Annotated in this window: 18 protein-coding genes; 2 read left to right on the top strand and 16 right to left on the bottom strand. The window is 46.1% G+C overall.

The window, feature by feature from the left end; all coding sequences use genetic code 11:
* Window positions 1-99 precede the first annotated feature (99 nt).
* The 8 genes from groL to BN6465_RS03680 all read right to left on the bottom strand — a co-directional run bounded on the left by groL (window position 100) and on the right by BN6465_RS03680 (window position 9,320).
* Window positions 100-1,725, bottom strand: coding sequence for a chaperonin GroEL (groL, locus tag BN6465_RS03715; protein WP_066731812.1), 1,626 nt, complete (start codon window positions 1,723-1,725; stop codon window positions 100-102).
* An 18-nt stretch (window positions 1,726-1,743) separates the two neighbouring features.
* On the bottom strand, window positions 1,744-2,031 hold the full coding sequence (locus tag BN6465_RS03710; RefSeq protein WP_066731811.1) for a co-chaperone GroES: 288 nt from the start codon (window positions 2,029-2,031) through the stop codon (window positions 1,744-1,746).
* Between the two features lie 120 nt (window positions 2,032-2,151).
* The gene (locus BN6465_RS03705) at window positions 2,152-2,457 is read right to left on the bottom strand and encodes a hypothetical protein (protein ID WP_066731809.1); all 306 of its coding nucleotides are present in this window, start codon (window positions 2,455-2,457) and stop codon (window positions 2,152-2,154) included.
* 87 nt (window positions 2,458-2,544) lie between these two features.
* Window positions 2,545-3,327 (bottom strand): GTP-sensing pleiotropic transcriptional regulator CodY, encoded by a 783-nt coding sequence (codY, locus tag BN6465_RS03700; protein WP_066732762.1) that lies wholly within the window; start codon window positions 3,325-3,327, stop codon window positions 2,545-2,547.
* A 133-nt stretch (window positions 3,328-3,460) separates the two neighbouring features.
* Window positions 3,461-5,539, bottom strand: a complete 2,079-nt coding sequence (gene topA, locus BN6465_RS03695; RefSeq protein WP_066731807.1) for a type I DNA topoisomerase — start codon at window positions 5,537-5,539, stop codon at window positions 3,461-3,463.
* A gap of 32 nt (window positions 5,540-5,571) precedes the next feature.
* On the bottom strand, window positions 5,572-6,687 hold the full coding sequence (gene dprA, locus BN6465_RS03690; protein ID WP_066731805.1) for a DNA-processing protein DprA: 1,116 nt from the start codon (window positions 6,685-6,687) through the stop codon (window positions 5,572-5,574).
* A 19-nt stretch (window positions 6,688-6,706) separates the two neighbouring features.
* Window positions 6,707-8,245: a YifB family Mg chelatase-like AAA ATPase gene (locus BN6465_RS03685; protein WP_066731803.1), complete on the bottom strand. Its 1,539-nt coding sequence runs from the start codon at window positions 8,243-8,245 to the stop codon at window positions 6,707-6,709.
* 163 nt (window positions 8,246-8,408) lie between these two features.
* Window positions 8,409-9,320: an N-acetylmuramoyl-L-alanine amidase family protein gene (locus tag BN6465_RS03680; RefSeq protein WP_082891580.1), complete on the bottom strand. Its 912-nt coding sequence runs from the start codon at window positions 9,318-9,320 to the stop codon at window positions 8,409-8,411.
* A 155-nt stretch (window positions 9,321-9,475) separates the two neighbouring features.
* On the opposite strand from BN6465_RS03680, the gene sigK reads away from it, so the two are divergent.
* Window positions 9,476-10,093, top strand: a complete 618-nt coding sequence (gene sigK / locus BN6465_RS03675; protein WP_066731801.1) for an RNA polymerase sporulation sigma factor SigK — start codon at window positions 9,476-9,478, stop codon at window positions 10,091-10,093.
* Between the two features lie 46 nt (window positions 10,094-10,139).
* Here the strand turns inward: sigK and BN6465_RS03670 are convergent, their stop codons facing one another.
* From BN6465_RS03670 to mtaB, 8 genes are all read right to left on the bottom strand, one after another.
* Complete coding sequence (locus BN6465_RS03670) at window positions 10,140-11,090, bottom strand: type II CAAX endopeptidase family protein (RefSeq protein WP_066731799.1); 951 nt, start codon at window positions 11,088-11,090, stop codon at window positions 10,140-10,142.
* On the bottom strand, window positions 11,083-12,321 hold the full coding sequence (locus BN6465_RS03665) for a peptidase U32 family protein (protein WP_066731797.1): 1,239 nt from the start codon (window positions 12,319-12,321) through the stop codon (window positions 11,083-11,085). Before BN6465_RS03665 ends, BN6465_RS03670 begins: the two co-directional genes overlap by 8 nt.
* Window positions 12,305-12,970, bottom strand: coding sequence for an O-methyltransferase (locus BN6465_RS03660; protein WP_066731795.1), 666 nt, complete (start codon window positions 12,968-12,970; stop codon window positions 12,305-12,307). The genes BN6465_RS03665 and BN6465_RS03660 overlap by 17 nt, the downstream gene beginning before the upstream one ends.
* A gap of 131 nt (window positions 12,971-13,101) precedes the next feature.
* Window positions 13,102-14,766 (bottom strand): ribonuclease J, encoded by a 1,665-nt coding sequence (locus BN6465_RS03655; RefSeq protein WP_066731793.1) that lies wholly within the window; start codon window positions 14,764-14,766, stop codon window positions 13,102-13,104.
* 208 nt (window positions 14,767-14,974) lie between these two features.
* Window positions 14,975-15,241: a DUF1292 domain-containing protein gene (locus BN6465_RS03650; protein ID WP_066731791.1), complete on the bottom strand. Its 267-nt coding sequence runs from the start codon at window positions 15,239-15,241 to the stop codon at window positions 14,975-14,977.
* A 40-nt stretch (window positions 15,242-15,281) separates the two neighbouring features.
* Window positions 15,282-15,704 (bottom strand): Holliday junction resolvase RuvX, encoded by a 423-nt coding sequence (gene ruvX / locus BN6465_RS03645; protein ID WP_066731789.1) that lies wholly within the window; start codon window positions 15,702-15,704, stop codon window positions 15,282-15,284.
* Window positions 15,705-15,717: 13 nt separating this feature from the next.
* Window positions 15,718-15,975: an IreB family regulatory phosphoprotein gene (locus BN6465_RS03640; protein WP_066731787.1), complete on the bottom strand. Its 258-nt coding sequence runs from the start codon at window positions 15,973-15,975 to the stop codon at window positions 15,718-15,720.
* A gap of 51 nt (window positions 15,976-16,026) precedes the next feature.
* Complete coding sequence (gene mtaB, locus BN6465_RS03635) at window positions 16,027-17,328, bottom strand: tRNA (N(6)-L-threonylcarbamoyladenosine(37)-C(2))-methylthiotransferase MtaB (RefSeq protein ID WP_066731785.1); 1,302 nt, start codon at window positions 17,326-17,328, stop codon at window positions 16,027-16,029.
* 157 nt (window positions 17,329-17,485) lie between these two features.
* Between mtaB and BN6465_RS03630 the strand changes: the two genes are divergently transcribed.
* Entirely contained in the window at window positions 17,486-17,719 is a 234-nt protein-coding gene (locus BN6465_RS03630; RefSeq protein ID WP_066731783.1) for an HPr family phosphocarrier protein, read from the top strand.
* The last annotated feature ends 14 nt before the right edge of the window (window positions 17,720-17,733 follow it).

Raw genomic sequence — 17,733 nt, 5'->3', positions numbered from 1 at the left:
TTGTTTGTTTCTATTTATTGTAACATCTTTAATACAAAAAGAAAACTCCTCTTGCGAGGAGTTTTCAAATTTTTCATAATCTTTCATTGACCGTACTATTTACATCATGCCCATTCCCGGAGCGCCGCCTGCCGGCATGGCCGGAATATCTTCTTTGATGTTAGCCACAACAGATTCTGTTGTAAGCAATGTGGAAGCAACACTTGTAGCGTTCTGCAGTGCACTTCTTGTAACCTTTGCAGGGTCAAGGATACCTGCCGTTACCATGTTTACATATTCTTCTGTATATGCGTCAAAACCTTCGCCCTCTGCAGACTCTCTTACTTTGTTGATAACTACAGAGCCTTCAAGTCCTGCATTTGCTACGATGTGGTAAAGCGGGGCTTCCAGAGCCTTGAGGACTACTTTGGCTCCTGTCTTTTCGTCGCCGTCCAGTGTGTCCGCAAGCTTTTCTACTTCTTTAGCCGCGTGAATATAAGCGGAACCACCACCTGCAACGATGCCTTCTTCTACTGCCGCTTTTGTAGCCGCCAATGCGTCTTCCATGCGGAGTTTTGCTTCCTTCATCTCTGTCTCAGTAGCAGCGCCTACACGGATAACCGCTACACCGCCTGCCAGCTTGGCAAGTCTCTCCTGAAGCTTCTCTCTGTCAAAGTCAGATGTAGTCTCTTCAATCTGTGCCTTGATCTGTCCGATTCTTGCTTCTATTGCAGCTTTCTCTCCCATACCGTCAACAATCACTGTATTTTCTTTCTGTACCTTTACGGACTTCGCGCGGCCCAGCTGATCAAGAGTTGTCTCTTTCAAGTCAAGACCGAGTTCATCGGAAATTACCTGTCCGCCTGTCAGAACCGCAATATCTTCAAGCATAGCTTTTCTTCTGTCACCATATCCAGGAGCTTTGACAGCAACTACATTGAATGTTCCGCGCAGTTTATTTACAATCAATGTTGTAAGAGCTTCACCCTCAACATCTTCCGCCACGATAAGAAGCTTAGCGCCAGACTGTACTACCTGCTCCAAAAGCGGAAGTAATTCCTGAATATTAGAAATCTTCTTATCTGTAATCAGAATGTACGGATCTTCCAGATTTGCTTCCATCTTTTCCATGTCTGTACACATATATGCGGATACATATCCACGGTCGAACTGCATGCCTTCTACTAAATCAAGTTCTGTTTTCATTGTCTTTGATTCTTCAATCGTGATGACTCCATCGTTGGAAACCTTTTCCATAGCGTTGGAAACCATCTCACCCACTTCGTCATCGCCGGCTGAAATGGCTGCGACTCTTGCCATCTGGTCCTTACCTGTTACCTTGCTGCTCATTTTAGCAATTGCTTCAACTGCAACATCTGTCGCTTTCTTCATACCCTTTCTGAGTACAATCGGATTTGCCCCTGCCGCCAGATTCTTCATTCCTTCATGTACCATTGCCTGAGCAAGTACTGTCGCCGTTGTGGTGCCATCGCCTGCTACGTCGTTTGTCTTGGATGCAACTTCACGAATCAGCTGTGCTCCCATATTCTCAAAAGCATCTTCCAATTCAATTTCTTTTGCTATTGTCACACCGTCGTTCGTGATAAGCGGTGCTCCGAAAGATTTATCAAGTACTACGTTTCTTCCTTTTGGTCCCAGCGTTACTCTGACTGTGTCCGCAAGCTGGTTTACTCCTGATTCTAATGCTGCTCTGGCGTCTGCGCCGTATTTAATTTCTTTTGCCATTTCTAATCACCTCTCAAATTATTTTTCAATTACTGCCAAAATATCGCTCTGCTTAACGATGATGTATTCTTCATCGTCCACCTCTACATCTGTTCCTGCGTATTTGGAATAAATAACTTGATTTCCCACAGCAACATTCATTGTAACTTCCTTACCGTCGACCATTCCTCCGGGTCCTACCGCTACGACTTCCGCCTGCTGCGGCTTCTCTTTGTTCTGTCCCGGCAATACAATCCCGGACTTTGTAGTCTCTTCTGCTACTAACTGTTTTAATACAACTCTGTCACCTAATGGTACTAATTTCATTGTGATTCCTCCTTGTTTCTCTATTTTGTTAGCACTCAATTAAAACGAGTGCTAAAAACTGTCTAGATATAAAATAGCACTATGACTTTTATTTGTCAACATCCTTTTTAAAGTTTATAATTACTTTACATTTATTTCATAAAATCCATTCACGATCTGAAGAATCAGTATCATTCCCGCTCTGTTTTCATAGCGCTCCTTAATCCTTCCGGTACACACAGATTCCCCTTGAAGTGTCTGAATCCTGCATTCATAGACCGCATCCAAAGAAATATCCGTAAGCTCTCCTGTACGCATCAACAGATGCACCTGCTCCAGTTCCTTCTGATACTCTATTACCGCACATTTGTAGACTGTCCCGTCAATTTCTCTATCTTCCTCCTGACATTGAATCATAGAGAGTACCGCTTTATCACCATCGTACATTTTGCTTTCTCCTTTCCTGTGCTTGCTGTCTTTTCCAAAAGAAAGGGCATCAGATTTTCTGACACCCTTTTTCTTCCGTTCAAGAACTTAACTCATCTTTTCTTTTTTTATTTTATCCAGTTCTTTGAACACATAGTCATTTACGACCTTAATATATGTGCCCTTCATCCCAGAAGAACGTGACTCAATAACACCCGCGCTTTCAAATTTGCGCAGTGCATTTACAATAACAGAACGTGTGATTCCCACGCGGTCAGCTATTTTACTCGCCACAAGGATTCCTTCCATCCCGTCAAGCTCATCAAAAATATGAATGATGGCTTCTAATTCTGAGAAGGAAAGTGTACTGATGGCAGACTGCACAATCTGTTCTTTTCTCGTCTCCTCCGCGCTCTCTTCATTTACGGAGCGGAGCATTTCAAGCCCTACCACAGTGGTACCATATTCACTTAAAATAATATCGTCTATCTCATACAGAGCATTCTTCTTATAGATAAATAAGGTGCCCAGACGCTCGCCGGCAATGTCAATCGGTGTGATGATTGCCTGATACCCTTTGACTACTTCGGGTGTAAATCCCAGTGTCTGCAGGTTAACATTTTCTTTCGTAGACAAAATGCTCAATAATCTTTCATTCAGCATCTCATCTATATGTCCGCCCACTTCTCCTTTCAGCAGTTCTTTAATCACGGGTACCCCTGCGCATCCACTGACTCCGAGTACCTTTCCCTTCTTACTGACAACAAGAACGTTTGACAACAAAATCTCCGTCAATACTTCACAAATATCATTGAACACCACTTTACTGGAATTATTATTGTGAAGCAGCTTGTTGATTTTTCTGGTTTTATCTAATAATTGTACGCTCATCTCTGCCTCCATTGAACTATGAAAATTATCTTCCTGCTCCATCACACAGGTATTGTTGCAATTATGCACACAAATAAACAAAAAATTGTGTATAAAAATATGTTATCATACAATTCTAATAAACTCAACGAATTTATTCATTATTTTTTTTATTTTCCACATAACCGCATTTTTCATCCCCGCAGACCAATTTATTTCCTTTTTCTACCATAAAATTCCCGCACTTCGGGCACGGCCTGTCGGACGGTTTCTGCCAGGACATGAAATCACAGTCCGGATTATCCTCACATCCATAATATTTTCTACCCTTTTTCGTCTTGCGAAGCACGATGTCTTTTCCGCACTTCGGGCATTTAACGCCGATTTTTTCCAAATACGGTTTGGTATTTTTACATTCCGGGAATCCGGGGCAGGCCAGAAAACGTCCATGCGGGCCATATTTGATAACCATGTTCCGTCCGCATAATTCGCAGATAACATCGGTAACCTCATCCTCTATTTTTACGGTCTCCAGCTCCTTTTCTGCCTTCTCCACCGCTTCTTCCAAATCCGGATAGAAATTGCTTATTACCGTTTTCCATTCCACCTTGCCTTCGGCAATCATGTCAAGCAACCCTTCCATGTTGGCGGTAAAGTTCACATCGACAATACTTTCAAAAGACTGCTTCATCATATTATTGACTACCTCTCCCAGCTCCGTCAGGTAAAGGTTTTTGTTCTCTTTTGCCACATACCGTCTTGCAATGATTGTGGAAATAGTCGGAGCGTAGGTACTTGGCCGTCCAATTCCCAGCTCTTCCAAGGTCTTTACAAGCGCCGCTTCTGTATAATGTGCAGGCGGCTGTGTGAAATGCTGCTTATAATCAAATGCTTCCTTTGTGAGGCGTGAATCCTTGTCCAGCCCCTTCATCAGCAGGTTGCTTCCTTCTTTCTCTTCGTCGGCCTCCACATACACCTGACGGAATCCTTCGAAGATTACCTTTGAGGCGGAGACGGAGAAACGATACTCTCCCGCCCCTATTTTAATAGAAGTGGTCTCATACTTTGCCGGCGCCATACGGCTTGCCACAAATCTTTTCCAGATAAGCTGATAGAGCCTGAACTGGTCCCTTGTCAATGAGTCCTTCATAGCCGCCGGTGTTCTCGTCACATCGGACGGACGAATGGCTTCATGGGCATCCTGAATATTTTTACCGTCATTCTTTTTAACAGTTTCTTTCACTGCCGCATACTCATCCCCGTAAGACTGGCGGATAAATTCCTTGGCGCTCTCATCCGCCTCTTCGGAAATACGGGTAGAATCCGTACGCAGATAGGTAATCAGACCGACGGTACCATTTCCTTTGATATCGATACCTTCGTACAACTGCTGGGCTATCCTCATCGTCTTAGAAGTAGCAAAATTTAACGCTTTCGATGCCTCCTGCTGCAATGTACTGGTAGTAAACGGAAGCGGCGCCTTCTTTGTCCTCTCTCCACGCTTAATCTCTGCAACCTCGTAGGATACTCCCTCCAGCGCCTTGAGAATCTCATCCAGCTCCTCTTTATTCCGTATCGTTATTTTTTTATCTTTTGTCCCGTAGAATTTGGCAAGAAGAGGTTTCTTCTCCCCCTCTACTTTGAAGCTTGCATCCAATGACCAATACTCTTCCGGTATAAATGCGTTGATTTCTTCCTCGCGGTCAGCAATAATACGAAGAGCGACCGACTGTACACGCCCTGCGCTTAATCCCCGCTTTACCTTCGCCCATAAAATCGGGCTGATACGGTACCCCACAATACGGTCAAGGGCACGCCTCGCCTGCTGCGCATCTACCAGATCCATATCGATTTCTCTGGCGTTCTTCAACGATGCTTTTACCGCATTTTTCGTAATCTCGTTAAAACTAATACGGTACACTTTTTTATTTTCCAGCTTAAGCGCCTTTGTCAAATGCCATGAAATCGCCTCACCTTCGCGGTCAGGGTCAGTTGCAAGATAAATCTTATCCGCCTTTTTTACTTCTTTCCTGATATTTGCCAGAATCTCTCCTTTCCCGCGTATTGTGATATATTTTGGTTCAAAATCGTGTTCCACATCGATGCCAAGCTGACTCTTCGGCAAATCCCTCACATGTCCGTTGGATGCAACTACAACGTAATTACTTCCGAGAAATTTTTTTATTGTCTTCACCTTGGTCGGTGACTCCACAATTACTAGATAACGTGCCATACATACTCCTCCATACTAATGCTGTCCTTTTATCATTTATGCCTTACATAGTAGTTTTTTGATATTTCATGAATATATCCTTTCAGCTCCAGAGCAACCAGCGCCCTTATAACTTCTGCCGCTCCAAGTCCTGTTTCTTGCAAAATCTTCTCTTTACTTTTCGGATACAAATCGAGCTTACTATACACCAAATTTTCTGTACTTTCAAGCATTATTTTATTTTTAAGAGAATTTTTACTGTTATCGCTCTTCGATATTCTTTGCCAAATCCCGCTCTCCCGCAGCAGTTCATCCGGGCTCAAAAGCACCTCCGCTCCCTGTTTAATCAGGCAATTGCACCCCCTGCTCAGCTCGCTGGTCACCGGCCCGGGAAGGGCATAAACGTCCCGTCCTTGCTCCAGCGCCATATCCGCCGTAATCAGTGACCCGCTTCTCTCCCGTGCTTCTATCACCAGCACGATATCAGAAAGGCCGCTGATAATGCGGTTTCTGGCCGGGAAATGGATTGGCAGGGGCATCGTACCGGGCGGATATTCGGATAGAATCCCGCCTTTTTTCAGAATATCCCTGTACAAGCCTTTGTTCTCCCTCGGGTAACAGATGTCCGGGCCGCAGCCAAGCACCGCATAGGTGAGTCCTCCACCGTTCAACGCTCCCCTGTGGGCGATTCCGTCGACTCCCTTCGCCATACCGCTCACGATGATGAATCCATTTTTCGCCAGCTCCTCCCCGAAAGAAAGAGCCATCTGCTCCCCATACCCACTGCACCTTCTGGCCCCCACAATGGCGGCTGCGGGGCAGTCTGCCGCCGGGATCCGGCCCTTTACAAACAGCGCATACGGCATTGCCGGCAGCTCCTTCAGCTTTTGCGGATACTCGCCGGAATAATAGGGTATGAACCGTATGTCCCCCTCGCAGAATCTTTCATAATTTTCTTTGATTTTCCAATTTCTGCGGCTTTTTTGGAATGCTTCCATTTCTTTATCATCTAATAGCTCCTCTGAGCGTATTCTTGTTTCTTCTATATTATATAGCTCTGCGGCCCCTCTCCACCGTTCTCTTAGATACCGCTTTTTCTGATTTCCTACCCCGTGCAGGCATGCAAGCCAATACTCATATGAATCTTCTTCTCTTCTGTTTTCTGGCATCGTCAGTCTTCTGCCCCTCCTATCCTTTTCCGAATGTTTTCTCTATCGTACGGTAGCTCAATGCTTCCGCCAAGTGTTCTTCCTTTATTGTGTCGGTATCATCCAGATCAGCTGCCGTTCTGGCGACCTTCAGCGTTTTATAGTAAGTCCGGGCCGTCAGTCCCATAATCTCAAAAGCCTGACTCATCATCCTCTTTCCTGCCGGCGTGAGCATACAGTATTTCTCAATCTGTTCCTGATTCATCTGCGTGTTGGTTCTGATGGACTCCTCGGCAAAGCGGTAACGCTGCCGTTCCCTTGCCGCTTCCACCTGAGCGCGCATATTCGCAGAGCACTGTCCTTTACTCGCACCGGCAAGCGCTTCGTACCCCACTCGTGGAACTTCCGAGCAGATATCTATCCTGTCCAAGAAAGGCTGGCTGACACGTCCCAAATAACTCTGTACTTGATAGTCCGTGCAGGTGCATTTGTTCAAATCCGGATAATAACCGCAGGGACAAGGATTACTTGCCGCCACCAGCATGAAATCTGCCGGGAACTCATAGGCTCCCCGCTGCCTCGTAAGGCGTACCTTGCGCTCCTCCAACGGCTGCCGCAGGGCTTCCAGCACATGCCGTGGAAATTCAGCCAGCTCATCCAAAAATAAGACTCCGTTGTGTGCGAGGGTGCATTCGCCGGGGGATGGAATCCTCCCCCCTCCGGCAAGCGCCTGACGGGTCACTGTGTGATGCACCTCCCTGTAAGGCCGCTGCACCGCCATCGGGCTGTCGTGCCGCAGCCCTCCCGCCACGCTGTATATTTTTGTTATCTCCATGCTCTCTTCCTTGGTCAGCACAGGTAATATAGTGGGGACTCGTTTGGCCATCATTGTTTTCCCCGCACCGGGCGGACCGATATAGAGCAGATTGTGATTTCCCGCAACGGCCACCAAGGTGGCACGCTTCACCCCTTCTTGTCCTTGAATATCACTATAGTCTATGTCATATACTTGTCTCTCATGAACATGATTTTCCCATGCTGTTTTTTCGGGCCTTTTCAGTGGCTTCTTCCCCCTTGCCCACGCGATTACCTGCGCAAGGTTTTCAGCCCCTAATATCTCCATACTTCCTGCCAAGGCCCCCTCCTTCATGTTGGCAGCCGGTAATATGCACGTCTCATATCCGTGGCCTGCCGCTTCCATCACGATGGGCAGCACTCCTTCTACCGGGCACAGCCTTCCATCCAGCCCCAGCTCCCCTAAAAGCAGTACTTTGTCAAACTGCCCGGAAGGCACTACTTCCAGCGCGGCCAACACAGCGGCGGCCACCGGAAGGTCGAACGCCGTCCCTTTTTTTCGCCTGTCTGCCGGAGAAATATTGACAATCACTTTTTTCGCCGGCAGCAGGATACCTGTATTACGGATGGCAGTTCTCACCCGTTCTGCCGCTTCTTTTACCTCCGAAGAAAGATATCCCACCATATGAAACACAGGAAGCCCATTGCTCACGTCGGCCTCCACCTGCACAAATTCCACACAAAATCCCTGCACTGACGCAGAAATCACCCTGCAAAATCCCATATATTCGCTCCTTTACTTGACGTAAAAGTGCAGCTTCTCATTAATTCCAATCTTAGAAAACTAGGCGATATGCCTTGTGATTTGCTAAAAGAAAACCGAAATCCTTTAGAAATTGTAAAATTATCATATCGAAAAAGCAGGGACTTGTCAATCCCTGCTTCTGTCAGTTAATCCCAAAATATTGATCGATTCCATCGGCAATCCCTGTCACCATTTGTCTCCTGAATTGTCGATCCGCCATGCTGTAATCATCATTCTCATTGCTCATAAATCCCATCTCCAGTATCATGACAGGAACCCGGCTCCAGTTCATCCCGGTCATCGTGTCGTTCATCTGTATGCCTTTATTGGCGAATCCGGTCTGTCCGCAGTATGCATTTAACACCAGCTCGGCAAGCGTGTAGCTGTCGCCAGCAAGGCTCCCTACATAGGGGTTGGACGCACTCGGAACGAGCGCAAGGGCGCCGCTTACACCGGTGTTCTCACTACCGTTGGCATGAATCCGCACATAAATATCCGCCCCGGAGTCCGCGGCCATAAGGGCCCTCTCTGAATTGCTGATAGCCGTCTCATTGTCCTCTCTTGTCAACACTACCTGATATCCCCGGCTCTCCAGCTCGGTGCGGAGCAACAATGAAATATCGAGTGTCAGCTGATATTCCGGAATCCCGGTATATTTACCTGTCGTCCCACTAGTACATTTAGCTTTCATTTCTTGTGAGCCCGGCCCATTGGGTTCCTTGGCGCTCATATCTATCGCAAAACTCTGGTGCCCCGGATCAAGTGCCACTATCTTTGAGGCTGCCTGTGCCTTTTTAGCCGCCTCTGCCTCCAGCCTTTCTTCCTCCGCCCGCCTGCGCTCCTCGTCCTTTGCTTTTGTAACTTCTGTAATCTTCTCTATATTCCTTTTGGCATGCTTTACACCCATGGATTCCCTCCCTGCTGATGCTGTCAGGGCCCTGCTGTCTTCGTCCTTTTTACTATATCTGTAAATTAGGATGACCGCGCATACTAAAATGGCGGCAGCCAAAGCCAATATACTTCCAATGACAATCTGTTTCTTTTTCACTCCCATCCCCCTTTTCTCTTATACTGATTCGTATAGATATTGTATCGGATTCTTCCGCCGAATACAAGTGCACCCTCTTTATTAAAATTTCCTTAAGTGGAAAAGCACGTAGAAATTTGTCCCTTCATACACTATAGTAAATATGCTGTGAGGTGCTTCTCTTGAAATCATTTCCTCCACCCCTCAGTGCGGAAGAAGAAAGATATTATATGCAAAAATATACAGAGGGAGACTTAGAAGCCAAGCATATCCTGATCGAACGGAACCTCCGGCTTGTAGCACACGTGATAAAAAAGTATCAGCATCTGGAAGACGATACCGAAGATCTCATCTCTATCGGCACCATCGGGCTGATCAAAGCTGTCACAACATTCAACGCAGGCAAAAACACTCGGCTTGCCACCTACGCATGCCGCTGCATTGAAAATGAAATTCTCATGATGCTCAGAGGCAAGCGCAAGACCAACCGTGAGACCTCTCTGTATGAGCCGATCGGTACCGACAGAGAGGGAAATGAAATTCAACTTTACGACATAATTGAGGCAGAAGAAACCGACGCCTGCACGCGGATTGCAGAAAAAAATGATATCCGGCTTCTCTATTCTAAAGTTGAGTCAGAGCTGACAGCCAGAGAACGCATGGTTCTAAAAATGCGGTATGGCCTATATAATGAAGAAGAATACACACAGCGTGAAATCGCCAAACAGCTTGGCATATCCCGCTCCTATGTATCCCGCATTGAAAAAGGCGCTATCGAAAAACTCCGTCCTTTCTTCTGACGGCCGCACGCAACAACTAAAAAGGAGGACCGCCTTAGTCCTCCTGCTACATATTCCTCACTACAAACACTAGCATCAGCATCATACCAAATCCCATCAATCCAAAACAAGAAACTGTTAGTGCTGTAAACAGTGGATTCTTTTCTTTCGGAAACAGTCCTTTTCGGTAACCCGGTTCTCCGGCGTGAATCAGATAATTCCCCATATAAATCAATAAAGGCGCGCCTGCCCCATAGACTATATACATGCCCACAATCATCAAGGACAACTGTCCCATAGACTCAACGCCTGTCATCGCCGGCATTTCTGATATATTACGCAGTCCCGGAGCATTGTAAATATCGAACAGGCCGGATAATCCCCGGAGAAGGAGCAGCGGCATCAGATTATTTATCATATGAAACATCATATTATATATCATGTTTCCTGTCTCATACAATAGATAGGCCATGCCTGCCCCCAGAATTGCTGTCGGCACAAATCTCCAGACGCTTCCGTGAAACGCTCCGAATATCACCGACACGATGGCAATAACAATCCACTTATTCTTAATGCTTCCAAGGCTTCCCTGAAGCCCCCCTCTAAATGCCAGCTCTTCGCAGATTCCCGGAAGTACACAAATCAATATAAACTCCACTATAAAGAAACCGCTCCCCATGGACATCCCACTCTGCTGGGATGTCTCCAGCATCTGCTCCGGAAAAAGGACGAGAAGAATAGAACTTGCCACAATGGCTATAATGAAGCACCCCAGCCAAAATACCAGCGTCCCGGCCGCTTTTTCTGTCTCCGGTTTTCCAAACGGAAACACTTTTTTGATATCTGCCCGAAAAAGCAATACGAGCACGACTGCTATCACAGCTAAAAGCAGCTCGCCTACAATTGTCTGAGCATAGTAGGAATGTCTGCCAATGAGATCCGACAGCCAGAAAATATCTGCCGCGCAAAGAATAACAAGTAAAACTCCCACATAGGGTTTCAACGTTTTTTTATTCATTTTCATCCATCTCTTTTCTTCTAAGAATGTCAAATGTCTCTGCATTCGCACTCAGCTTTACATACAGTGTCTGCTTAGGATGAGGCGCACTTTCCTGTTCCTTTCCCTCCTCGTCCAGTATCCGCTCCACCACCGCGGCCACATTTCTTCCGTCCGGTTTCATAATTTCAATCTCTTCACCCACAGAAAACTTATTCCGCTGGGAAAGCTTGATCAATCCCTCTGTACTCTCCTCCGCAATGCCCAGATACGTATATTCCTTCACATATGTGTTGCTGTCATAAATCTGAGTACTCTCATCCGGCTTTCCGAAGAAAAATCCTGTCGTGAACTGTCTGTAGGTACAGTTTGATATCTGGTCCAGATACCACGGCATATTCTGTCTGTAAAGCTCCGGATCTTTCTGATAGTCATCTATGGCTTTTCTGTATGTCCTCGCCACTGTGGCCACATAGAGGGCCGTCTTCATTCTGCCCTCAATCTTAAGACTGTCTATTCCCGCGTCAAGCAGCTCCGGGATATGCTCAATCATACAGAGATCCTTAGAATTGAAAATATAAGTCCCCCGCTCATTCTCATACACCGGCATATATTCTCCGGGCCTTGTCTCCTCCACCACCGCGTACTTCCACCGGCAGGGATGTGTGCACGCCCCATGATTGGCGTCCCGCCCTGTAAAATAGTTGCTCAGAAGGCACCTTCCCGAATAAGAAATGCACATCGCCCCATGGACAAAAGTCTCGATTTCCAAGTCCTCAGGAATATGCTGCCGAAGCTCCTTGATTTCCCGAAGTGAAAGCTCTCTCGCCGACACGACTCTGCTCGCCCCCTGCCGATACCAAAAATTATAGGTTCCATAATTCGTATTATTGGCCTGTGTACTGATATGACGTTCTATTTCCGGGCACACTTCCTTTGCGATATCAAACACTCCCGGGTCTGCGATGATCAGTGCGTCCGGCTTTATCTCCCGCAATTCTTCAAAATACTTTCTCACGCCATCCAAATCATAATTATGCGCCAGAATGTTGGCCGTCACATATACTTTCACATCGTGTTCATGCGCAAAAGCAATGCCTTCCACCATATCCTCTCTCGAAAAATTCTTCGCCTTGGCACGGAGCCCGAACGCCTCCCCGCCGATATAGACCGCATCAGCCCCAAAAATAACTGCTGTTTTCAACACTTCCAGACTACTTGCCGGAATCAATAATTCAGGATGTCTCGCCATATTCTTTTCCTTTCTTCACGCTCACTGCCACGCCGTCCCCCAGCGGAATCACAGAGGATTCAAGCTGTGGATGATGCTTCAAAGTATACAGATACTCCCGCATGCGGCTGTGGATAGTCCTGTCTCTTCTCTCCACCGCAAAACGGGATTCAATAATGTCTCCGTCCTGCAGCACATTGTCAGATACCAGCACGCCCCCGTCCTGCAAAATACGCAGGATCTCCGGCAGGTATGCCGGATACTGTCCCTTGGCCGCGTCCATAAAAATAAAGTCAAAGGGGCCGTCCAAAGTCTTCAATATCTCCATAGCATCCCCCTCTATTAGGGTAATCTGCTCTTCCTTGCCCGCTCTTTTAAAATTATTTCTGGCGATAGGAATACGTTTCTCGTAATTTTCAATCGTTGTAATTTTCGTATCTGCCGGTACGTGTTCGCTCATCAAAATAGCCGAGAAACCGACCGCCGCGCCCACCTCCAGCACAGAAGCCGGACGCTTGATTCCTAGGAGCACCTTCAGAAAGCTCTGCATCTCCTTTCGTATGATGGGCACGTTGGCATCCAATGCTTCCTTCTCTATCGTCTCCAGTATCTCGCTATTTTCTTGTTCTAAGGAGCAGATATACGACACCATGCGTTCTTCTACTATCATTATGTGATATCCTTTCTGCACATTGTGTGCATCCCCCCCGGAGGGTTCTTATAACAAAGGAACAGAGTTCCCTATGATATAAATAGGCCGGGAGCAGAATCTCTTCTGCCGCACCGGCCTGCGCTTTTCTGCTATACATCCATGATGATCGGTAGAATCATCGGTTTTCTCTTCGTACGCTTCCATATAAAATCGTTCATAGTATCCCGGATAACAAGCTTAATCTTGCTCCAATCCGCGTGACGGCTCATCAGGCATTTTTCTACTGCCTCGGTCACCACCTGTCTCGCTTCTTCCATCAGTCCCTCGGACTCTCTTACATAGACAAAACCTCTGGAAACAATATCCGGCCCCGCCAGAAGCTGGTTCGTTCCCTTCTCCAGTGAGAGGACTACGATCAGGATACCGTCCTCTGCCAGATGCTGTCTGTCCCTGAGCACGATGTTCCCTACATCTCCTACTCCAAGTCCGTCCACAAGAATCTCTCCTGTATGGACTTTATCCACGATCTCCGCACCGTCGTCGTCCAGCGCGAGTACATCCCCTGACTGCATAATAAATACATTGTCCTTCGGAACACCGAGAGACTTGGCCAAAGTGGCATTGGCTTTCAAGTGGCGGTATTCACCATGGACAGGAATCGCATACTTCGGCTTCACCAAAGAATAAATCAGCTTCAATTCTTCCTGACAGGCATGTCCCGAAACATGGGCATCCTGAAAAATCACGTCTGCTCCCTTCGCGGAAAGCTCATTGATCACGTGGGAAACGGCCTTTTCATTGCCCGGTATAGGGTTGGAACTGAATATGATAGTATCCCCCGGCATAATGGTAATCTTTTTATGAATATCTGCGGACATTCTTGACAGGGCGGCCATCGACTCTCCCTGACTTCCTGTTGTGATAATTGTAGTCTTCTCCGGCGGATAATTCTTCAGCTGGTCTATCTCGATCAGCGTATTCTCAGGCACATTCAAGTATCCCAGCTCAGAGGCTACGGATACGATATTTACCATACTGCGCCCTTCCACGACCACCTTTCTTCCGTATTTGCAGGCAGAAGAAATAATCTGCTGGACACGGTCCACGTTGGACGCAAAAGTAGCGATGATAATTCTGGTGTTACTGTGTTCTGCAAAGATTCGGTCAAAGGTCGCTCCAACCGTGCGTTCAGACTGTGTAAAGCCCGGACGCTCCGCGTTGGTACTGTCTGACATCAAAGCCAGAACCCCCTTCTTTCCAATCTCCGCAAAGCGCTGCAAATCTATGGCGTCACCGAATACCGGTGTATAATCCACCTTAAAATCTCCTGTATGCACTACGATACCGGCCGGAGAATATATGGCCAGCGCAGACGCATCCTGAATGCTGTGGTTCGTCTTAATAAACTCAATCCGGAATTTTCCCAGATTGATCGACTGTCCGTGGCGCACCACTTTTCGTTTGGTCGTGCGCAGCAGATTATGCTCGGTCAGCTTCTTCTCGATAATGCCCATCGTAAGCTTTGTAGTATAGATAGGCATATTCACTTCCTTCAGCACATAAGACAGTGCCCCGATATGGTCTTCATGACCATGGGTGATAACTACACCCTTTACCTTCTCAATATTATTCTTTAAATACGTGATATCTGGTATAACAAGATCGATTCCCAGCATATCATCCTCCGGGAATGACAGCCCGCAGTCCACAACAATAATACTGTCCTCATATTCAAAGACAGTAATATTCATTCCGATTTTTTCCAGACCTCCCAGCGGAATGATTTTCAATTTTGAATTGTTTGTTCGTTTCAAATTTACACCTCCAATAATTTTTATGTAATCGTTCGTACCTCACACCTGATAAATAGAAACAGTTCTGTAAAAAGAACTTTAATTCACGGTTCTCTTACACATTTTTCCGCACGAGAACAAAGAGTTCCCTTCATGAAACTCCTGCACAAAACCGCAAACTTTAATTCTTCAGACAGTAACGCTCTATTTACAAAAAGGTTCTCACCCTTTACATTTCAATGTCAACATCTTCCAACAGTTCTTCAAACACCTTTAAAACAGCCAGCAGTTCCGTCTCGTTCTCTACGATCTCGTATATGCTGTCCGTATCCTGCGGCGCGCTTGTGTCTTTCAAAATCAGGCACTCCGCGTCCTCTTCCTCCGAATCTGTCACAAGTATATATGAAATACCGTTCACTTTCGTCTGTTCTACGATATAGAACTCTACCTGTTCACCGGTATCCTCATACGTAAATATTAGCCTTTCACTATTCATACCTTGCCCCGTTTCCTGTCCGGAAACCTTCCGGACATCATTACATGCCGAGCGAATCCAGATATCCCTGCAATATAAAAACAGCCGCAATCTTATCCACATACTGCTTGCGGTTCTCTCTCCTGACTCCTGATTCAATTAGTGTCCGCTCTGCTTCTACTGTAGTCAGACGCTCGTCCCACATCACGACCTCACGACCGGTCCGCCGACGCAGCATCTCACCGAACTCCATAGCTTTCTCTGCACGTTCTCCGATATCATTGTTCATGTGTTTCGGCAGTCCTACTACAAACTTCTCCACACCATATTCTTCTGCAAGCTCTTCAATTCTTGCCAGCGTCTGGCGAAGCTTGTTCTCCGACTTTCTTGCAATCGTCTCTACGGCCTGAGCTGTAATGCCAAGTGGGTCGCTCACCGCAACCCCTACAGTCTTCGTTCCGTAGTCCAGCCCCATAATACGCATATTCACAGTATTCCTACAATTCATGCTTAATATACGCTTTTAACAATTCTTCTACAATCTCATCACGCTCAACCTTCATAACCAGACTTCTTGCCCCGTTATAGCTTGTGATGTATGTAGGGTCACCTGACATTATATACCCTACAATCTGGTTCACTGGATTGTATCCCTTCTCGACCAGTGCGTTATAAACAATTTCCAGAATGTCCTTAGCCTGAATCTGCGGCCCTGTTTCAACCTGAAAAAATTGTGTATTTGTTAAATCTTTCATCTTACGACCTCCAATACTTCACTCTTATTCTAATATAAAATGCCAAAAAATTCAATGTATAATTTGTGAAAGATTCACAATTTCCACTTCTTTCCTCTGATTTTCCCATGATTTTTCAGATTCAACAGCAACTTTTAAATACTCTTTCGTATGTCCCACTTGATATGTCTTGTTGTCCCGCACGATTGTCTCTTCAAAGAGAACCTCCACCGTTTTCCCAAGCCATTTTTCCTCATATTTCCTCTGTTTTTCTTCATTTAGTTCCAGCATCACCGCGCTCCTTGCGGCCTTTTGCTGCTCCGGCACCTGATGCTCCATATCCGCCGCTTTTGTTCCCCGTCGTCTGGAGTATTTGAAAATATGAGTCTCATAAAAATCTACTTTATCGACAAACGCCAAAGATTCTTCGAATTCCTCCTGTGTCTCTCCCGGAAATCCTACGATCACATCAGTCGTGATGGCCGGATTCTGAAAATATTTCCGCAAAAGCTGGCATTTCTCATAGTATTCTTCCGCTGTGTATCTGCGGTTCATCCTCCGCAGTGTCGCGTTGCATCCACTCTGCAGCGAAAGATGAAAATGCGGACAGATTTTTCTCATCTGTGAAATTGTCTCCGCAAATTCCTCCGTTATGATACGCGGCTCCAAAGACCCCAGACGGATGCGCTCGATTCCTTCCACTTCATGTACCGCCTGAATCAGCGACAGGAGGCTTTCATTCTCTCCTTTTAAGTCCAGACCGTAGGAACTCAGGTGAATACCAGTCAGTACGACCTCCTGATATCCGTTAGCCGCAAGCGCAGACACTTCCTGTACGACTTCCGCCTTTGCCCGGCTTCTGACCCGCCCTCTGGCGTATGGGATAATGCAGTAGGTACAGAACTGGTTGCATCCATCCTGAACCTTTAAGTATGCCCTTGTATGCTCTGCAGTCTTAGTAAGATGCAGCTCTTCATATTCTGCTGTATGATTGATATCTATGACCTCTGTCCTTGGCGCGGCTTTCTGCTCACAGAAATAAGCTTCCAGAATCTCCGCAAGGTCTTTTTTCTTATTATTCCCTATCACTATATCAATATTATCATCTACTTCCCCCGCATCGGTCAGAGCTTGTACATAACAGCCCGCCGCGACAATGACTGCCTGCGGATTCTGTCTGCGGGCCCTGTGTATCATCTGCCGGGACTTTCTGTCCGCCATATTTGTAACAGAACAAGTATTGATGATATATACATCTGCCTCATCGTGGAAGGAGACAATCTCGTATCCCTTTTTTTCTAAAATTTCCTGCATAGCCTCCGTCTCATAGGAGTTCACTTTGCATCCCAGATTGTGCAATGCTGCTTTTCTCATCTTCCATCCTTCCTTTGTTGTACTCATTTATATATACCTCTGTTTTTTATAACATTTAACGAAAAATTAACCCATTCTTCGGCGTTTTGTTCCTTGACTTTTTACCCCTCACACCGTAATATAACTATAGACAACGAAATCAAGGAGGTAGTTTCCAATGAAAACTGTTCAAATTTCTTTAAACTCAATTGACAAAGTAAAATCTTTTGTAAACGATATTACAAAATTTGATACTGAATTTGATTTAGTATCCGGAAGATACGTAATTGACGCAAAATCTATTATGGGTATCTTTAGTCTGGATTTATCTAAACCAATTGATTTGAATATCCATGCTGACAACAATCTGGACGAGATCATGACACTCTTAAGTCCATACATCATTCAATAATGAAACCATGCGAG

Source organism: Bariatricus massiliensis (assembly GCF_900086725.1).
In the GTDB taxonomy this organism is placed as follows: domain Bacteria; phylum Bacillota; class Clostridia; order Lachnospirales; family Lachnospiraceae; genus Allocoprococcus; species Allocoprococcus massiliensis.
Note: the sequence above shows the minus strand (reverse complement) of the source record. Positions and strands in the feature narration are given on the sequence as shown.

Excerpts from the sequence above, each read along its gene's own strand:
- groL (WP_066731812.1), bottom strand. The coding sequence starts at position 1,725 with ATGGCAAAAGAAATTAAATACGGCGCAGACGCCAGAGCAGCATTAGAA.
- BN6465_RS03710 (WP_066731811.1), bottom strand. The coding sequence starts at position 2,031 with ATGAAATTAGTACCATTAGGTGACAGAGTTGTATTAAAACAGTTAGTA.
- BN6465_RS03705 (WP_066731809.1), bottom strand. The coding sequence starts at position 2,457 with ATGTACGATGGTGATAAAGCGGTACTCTCTATGATTCAATGTCAGGAG.
- codY (WP_066732762.1), bottom strand. The coding sequence starts at position 3,327 with ATGAGCGTACAATTATTAGATAAAACCAGAAAAATCAACAAGCTGCTT.
- topA (WP_066731807.1), bottom strand. The coding sequence starts at position 5,539 with ATGGCACGTTATCTAGTAATTGTGGAGTCACCGACCAAGGTGAAGACA.
- dprA (WP_066731805.1), bottom strand. The coding sequence starts at position 6,687 with ATGCCAGAAAACAGAAGAGAAGAAGATTCATATGAGTATTGGCTTGCA.
- BN6465_RS03685 (WP_066731803.1), bottom strand. The coding sequence starts at position 8,245 with ATGGGATTTTGCAGGGTGATTTCTGCGTCAGTGCAGGGATTTTGTGTG.
- BN6465_RS03680 (WP_082891580.1), bottom strand. The coding sequence starts at position 9,320 with ATGGGAGTGAAAAAGAAACAGATTGTCATTGGAAGTATATTGGCTTTG.
- BN6465_RS03670 (WP_066731799.1), bottom strand. The coding sequence starts at position 11,090 with ATGAATAAAAAAACGTTGAAACCCTATGTGGGAGTTTTACTTGTTATT.
- BN6465_RS03665 (WP_066731797.1), bottom strand. The coding sequence starts at position 12,321 with ATGGCGAGACATCCTGAATTATTGATTCCGGCAAGTAGTCTGGAAGTG.
- BN6465_RS03660 (WP_066731795.1), bottom strand. The coding sequence starts at position 12,970 with ATGATAGTAGAAGAACGCATGGTGTCGTATATCTGCTCCTTAGAACAA.
- BN6465_RS03650 (WP_066731791.1), bottom strand. The coding sequence starts at position 15,241 with ATGAATAGTGAAAGGCTAATATTTACGTATGAGGATACCGGTGAACAG.
- ruvX (WP_066731789.1), bottom strand. The coding sequence starts at position 15,704 with ATGCGTATTATGGGGCTGGACTACGGAACGAAGACTGTAGGGGTTGCG.
- BN6465_RS03640 (WP_066731787.1), bottom strand. The coding sequence starts at position 15,975 with ATGAAAGATTTAACAAATACACAATTTTTTCAGGTTGAAACAGGGCCG.
- mtaB (WP_066731785.1), bottom strand. The coding sequence starts at position 17,328 with ATGAGAAAAGCAGCATTGCACAATCTGGGATGCAAAGTGAACTCCTAT.
- BN6465_RS03630 (WP_066731783.1), top strand. The coding sequence starts at position 17,486 with ATGAAAACTGTTCAAATTTCTTTAAACTCAATTGACAAAGTAAAATCT.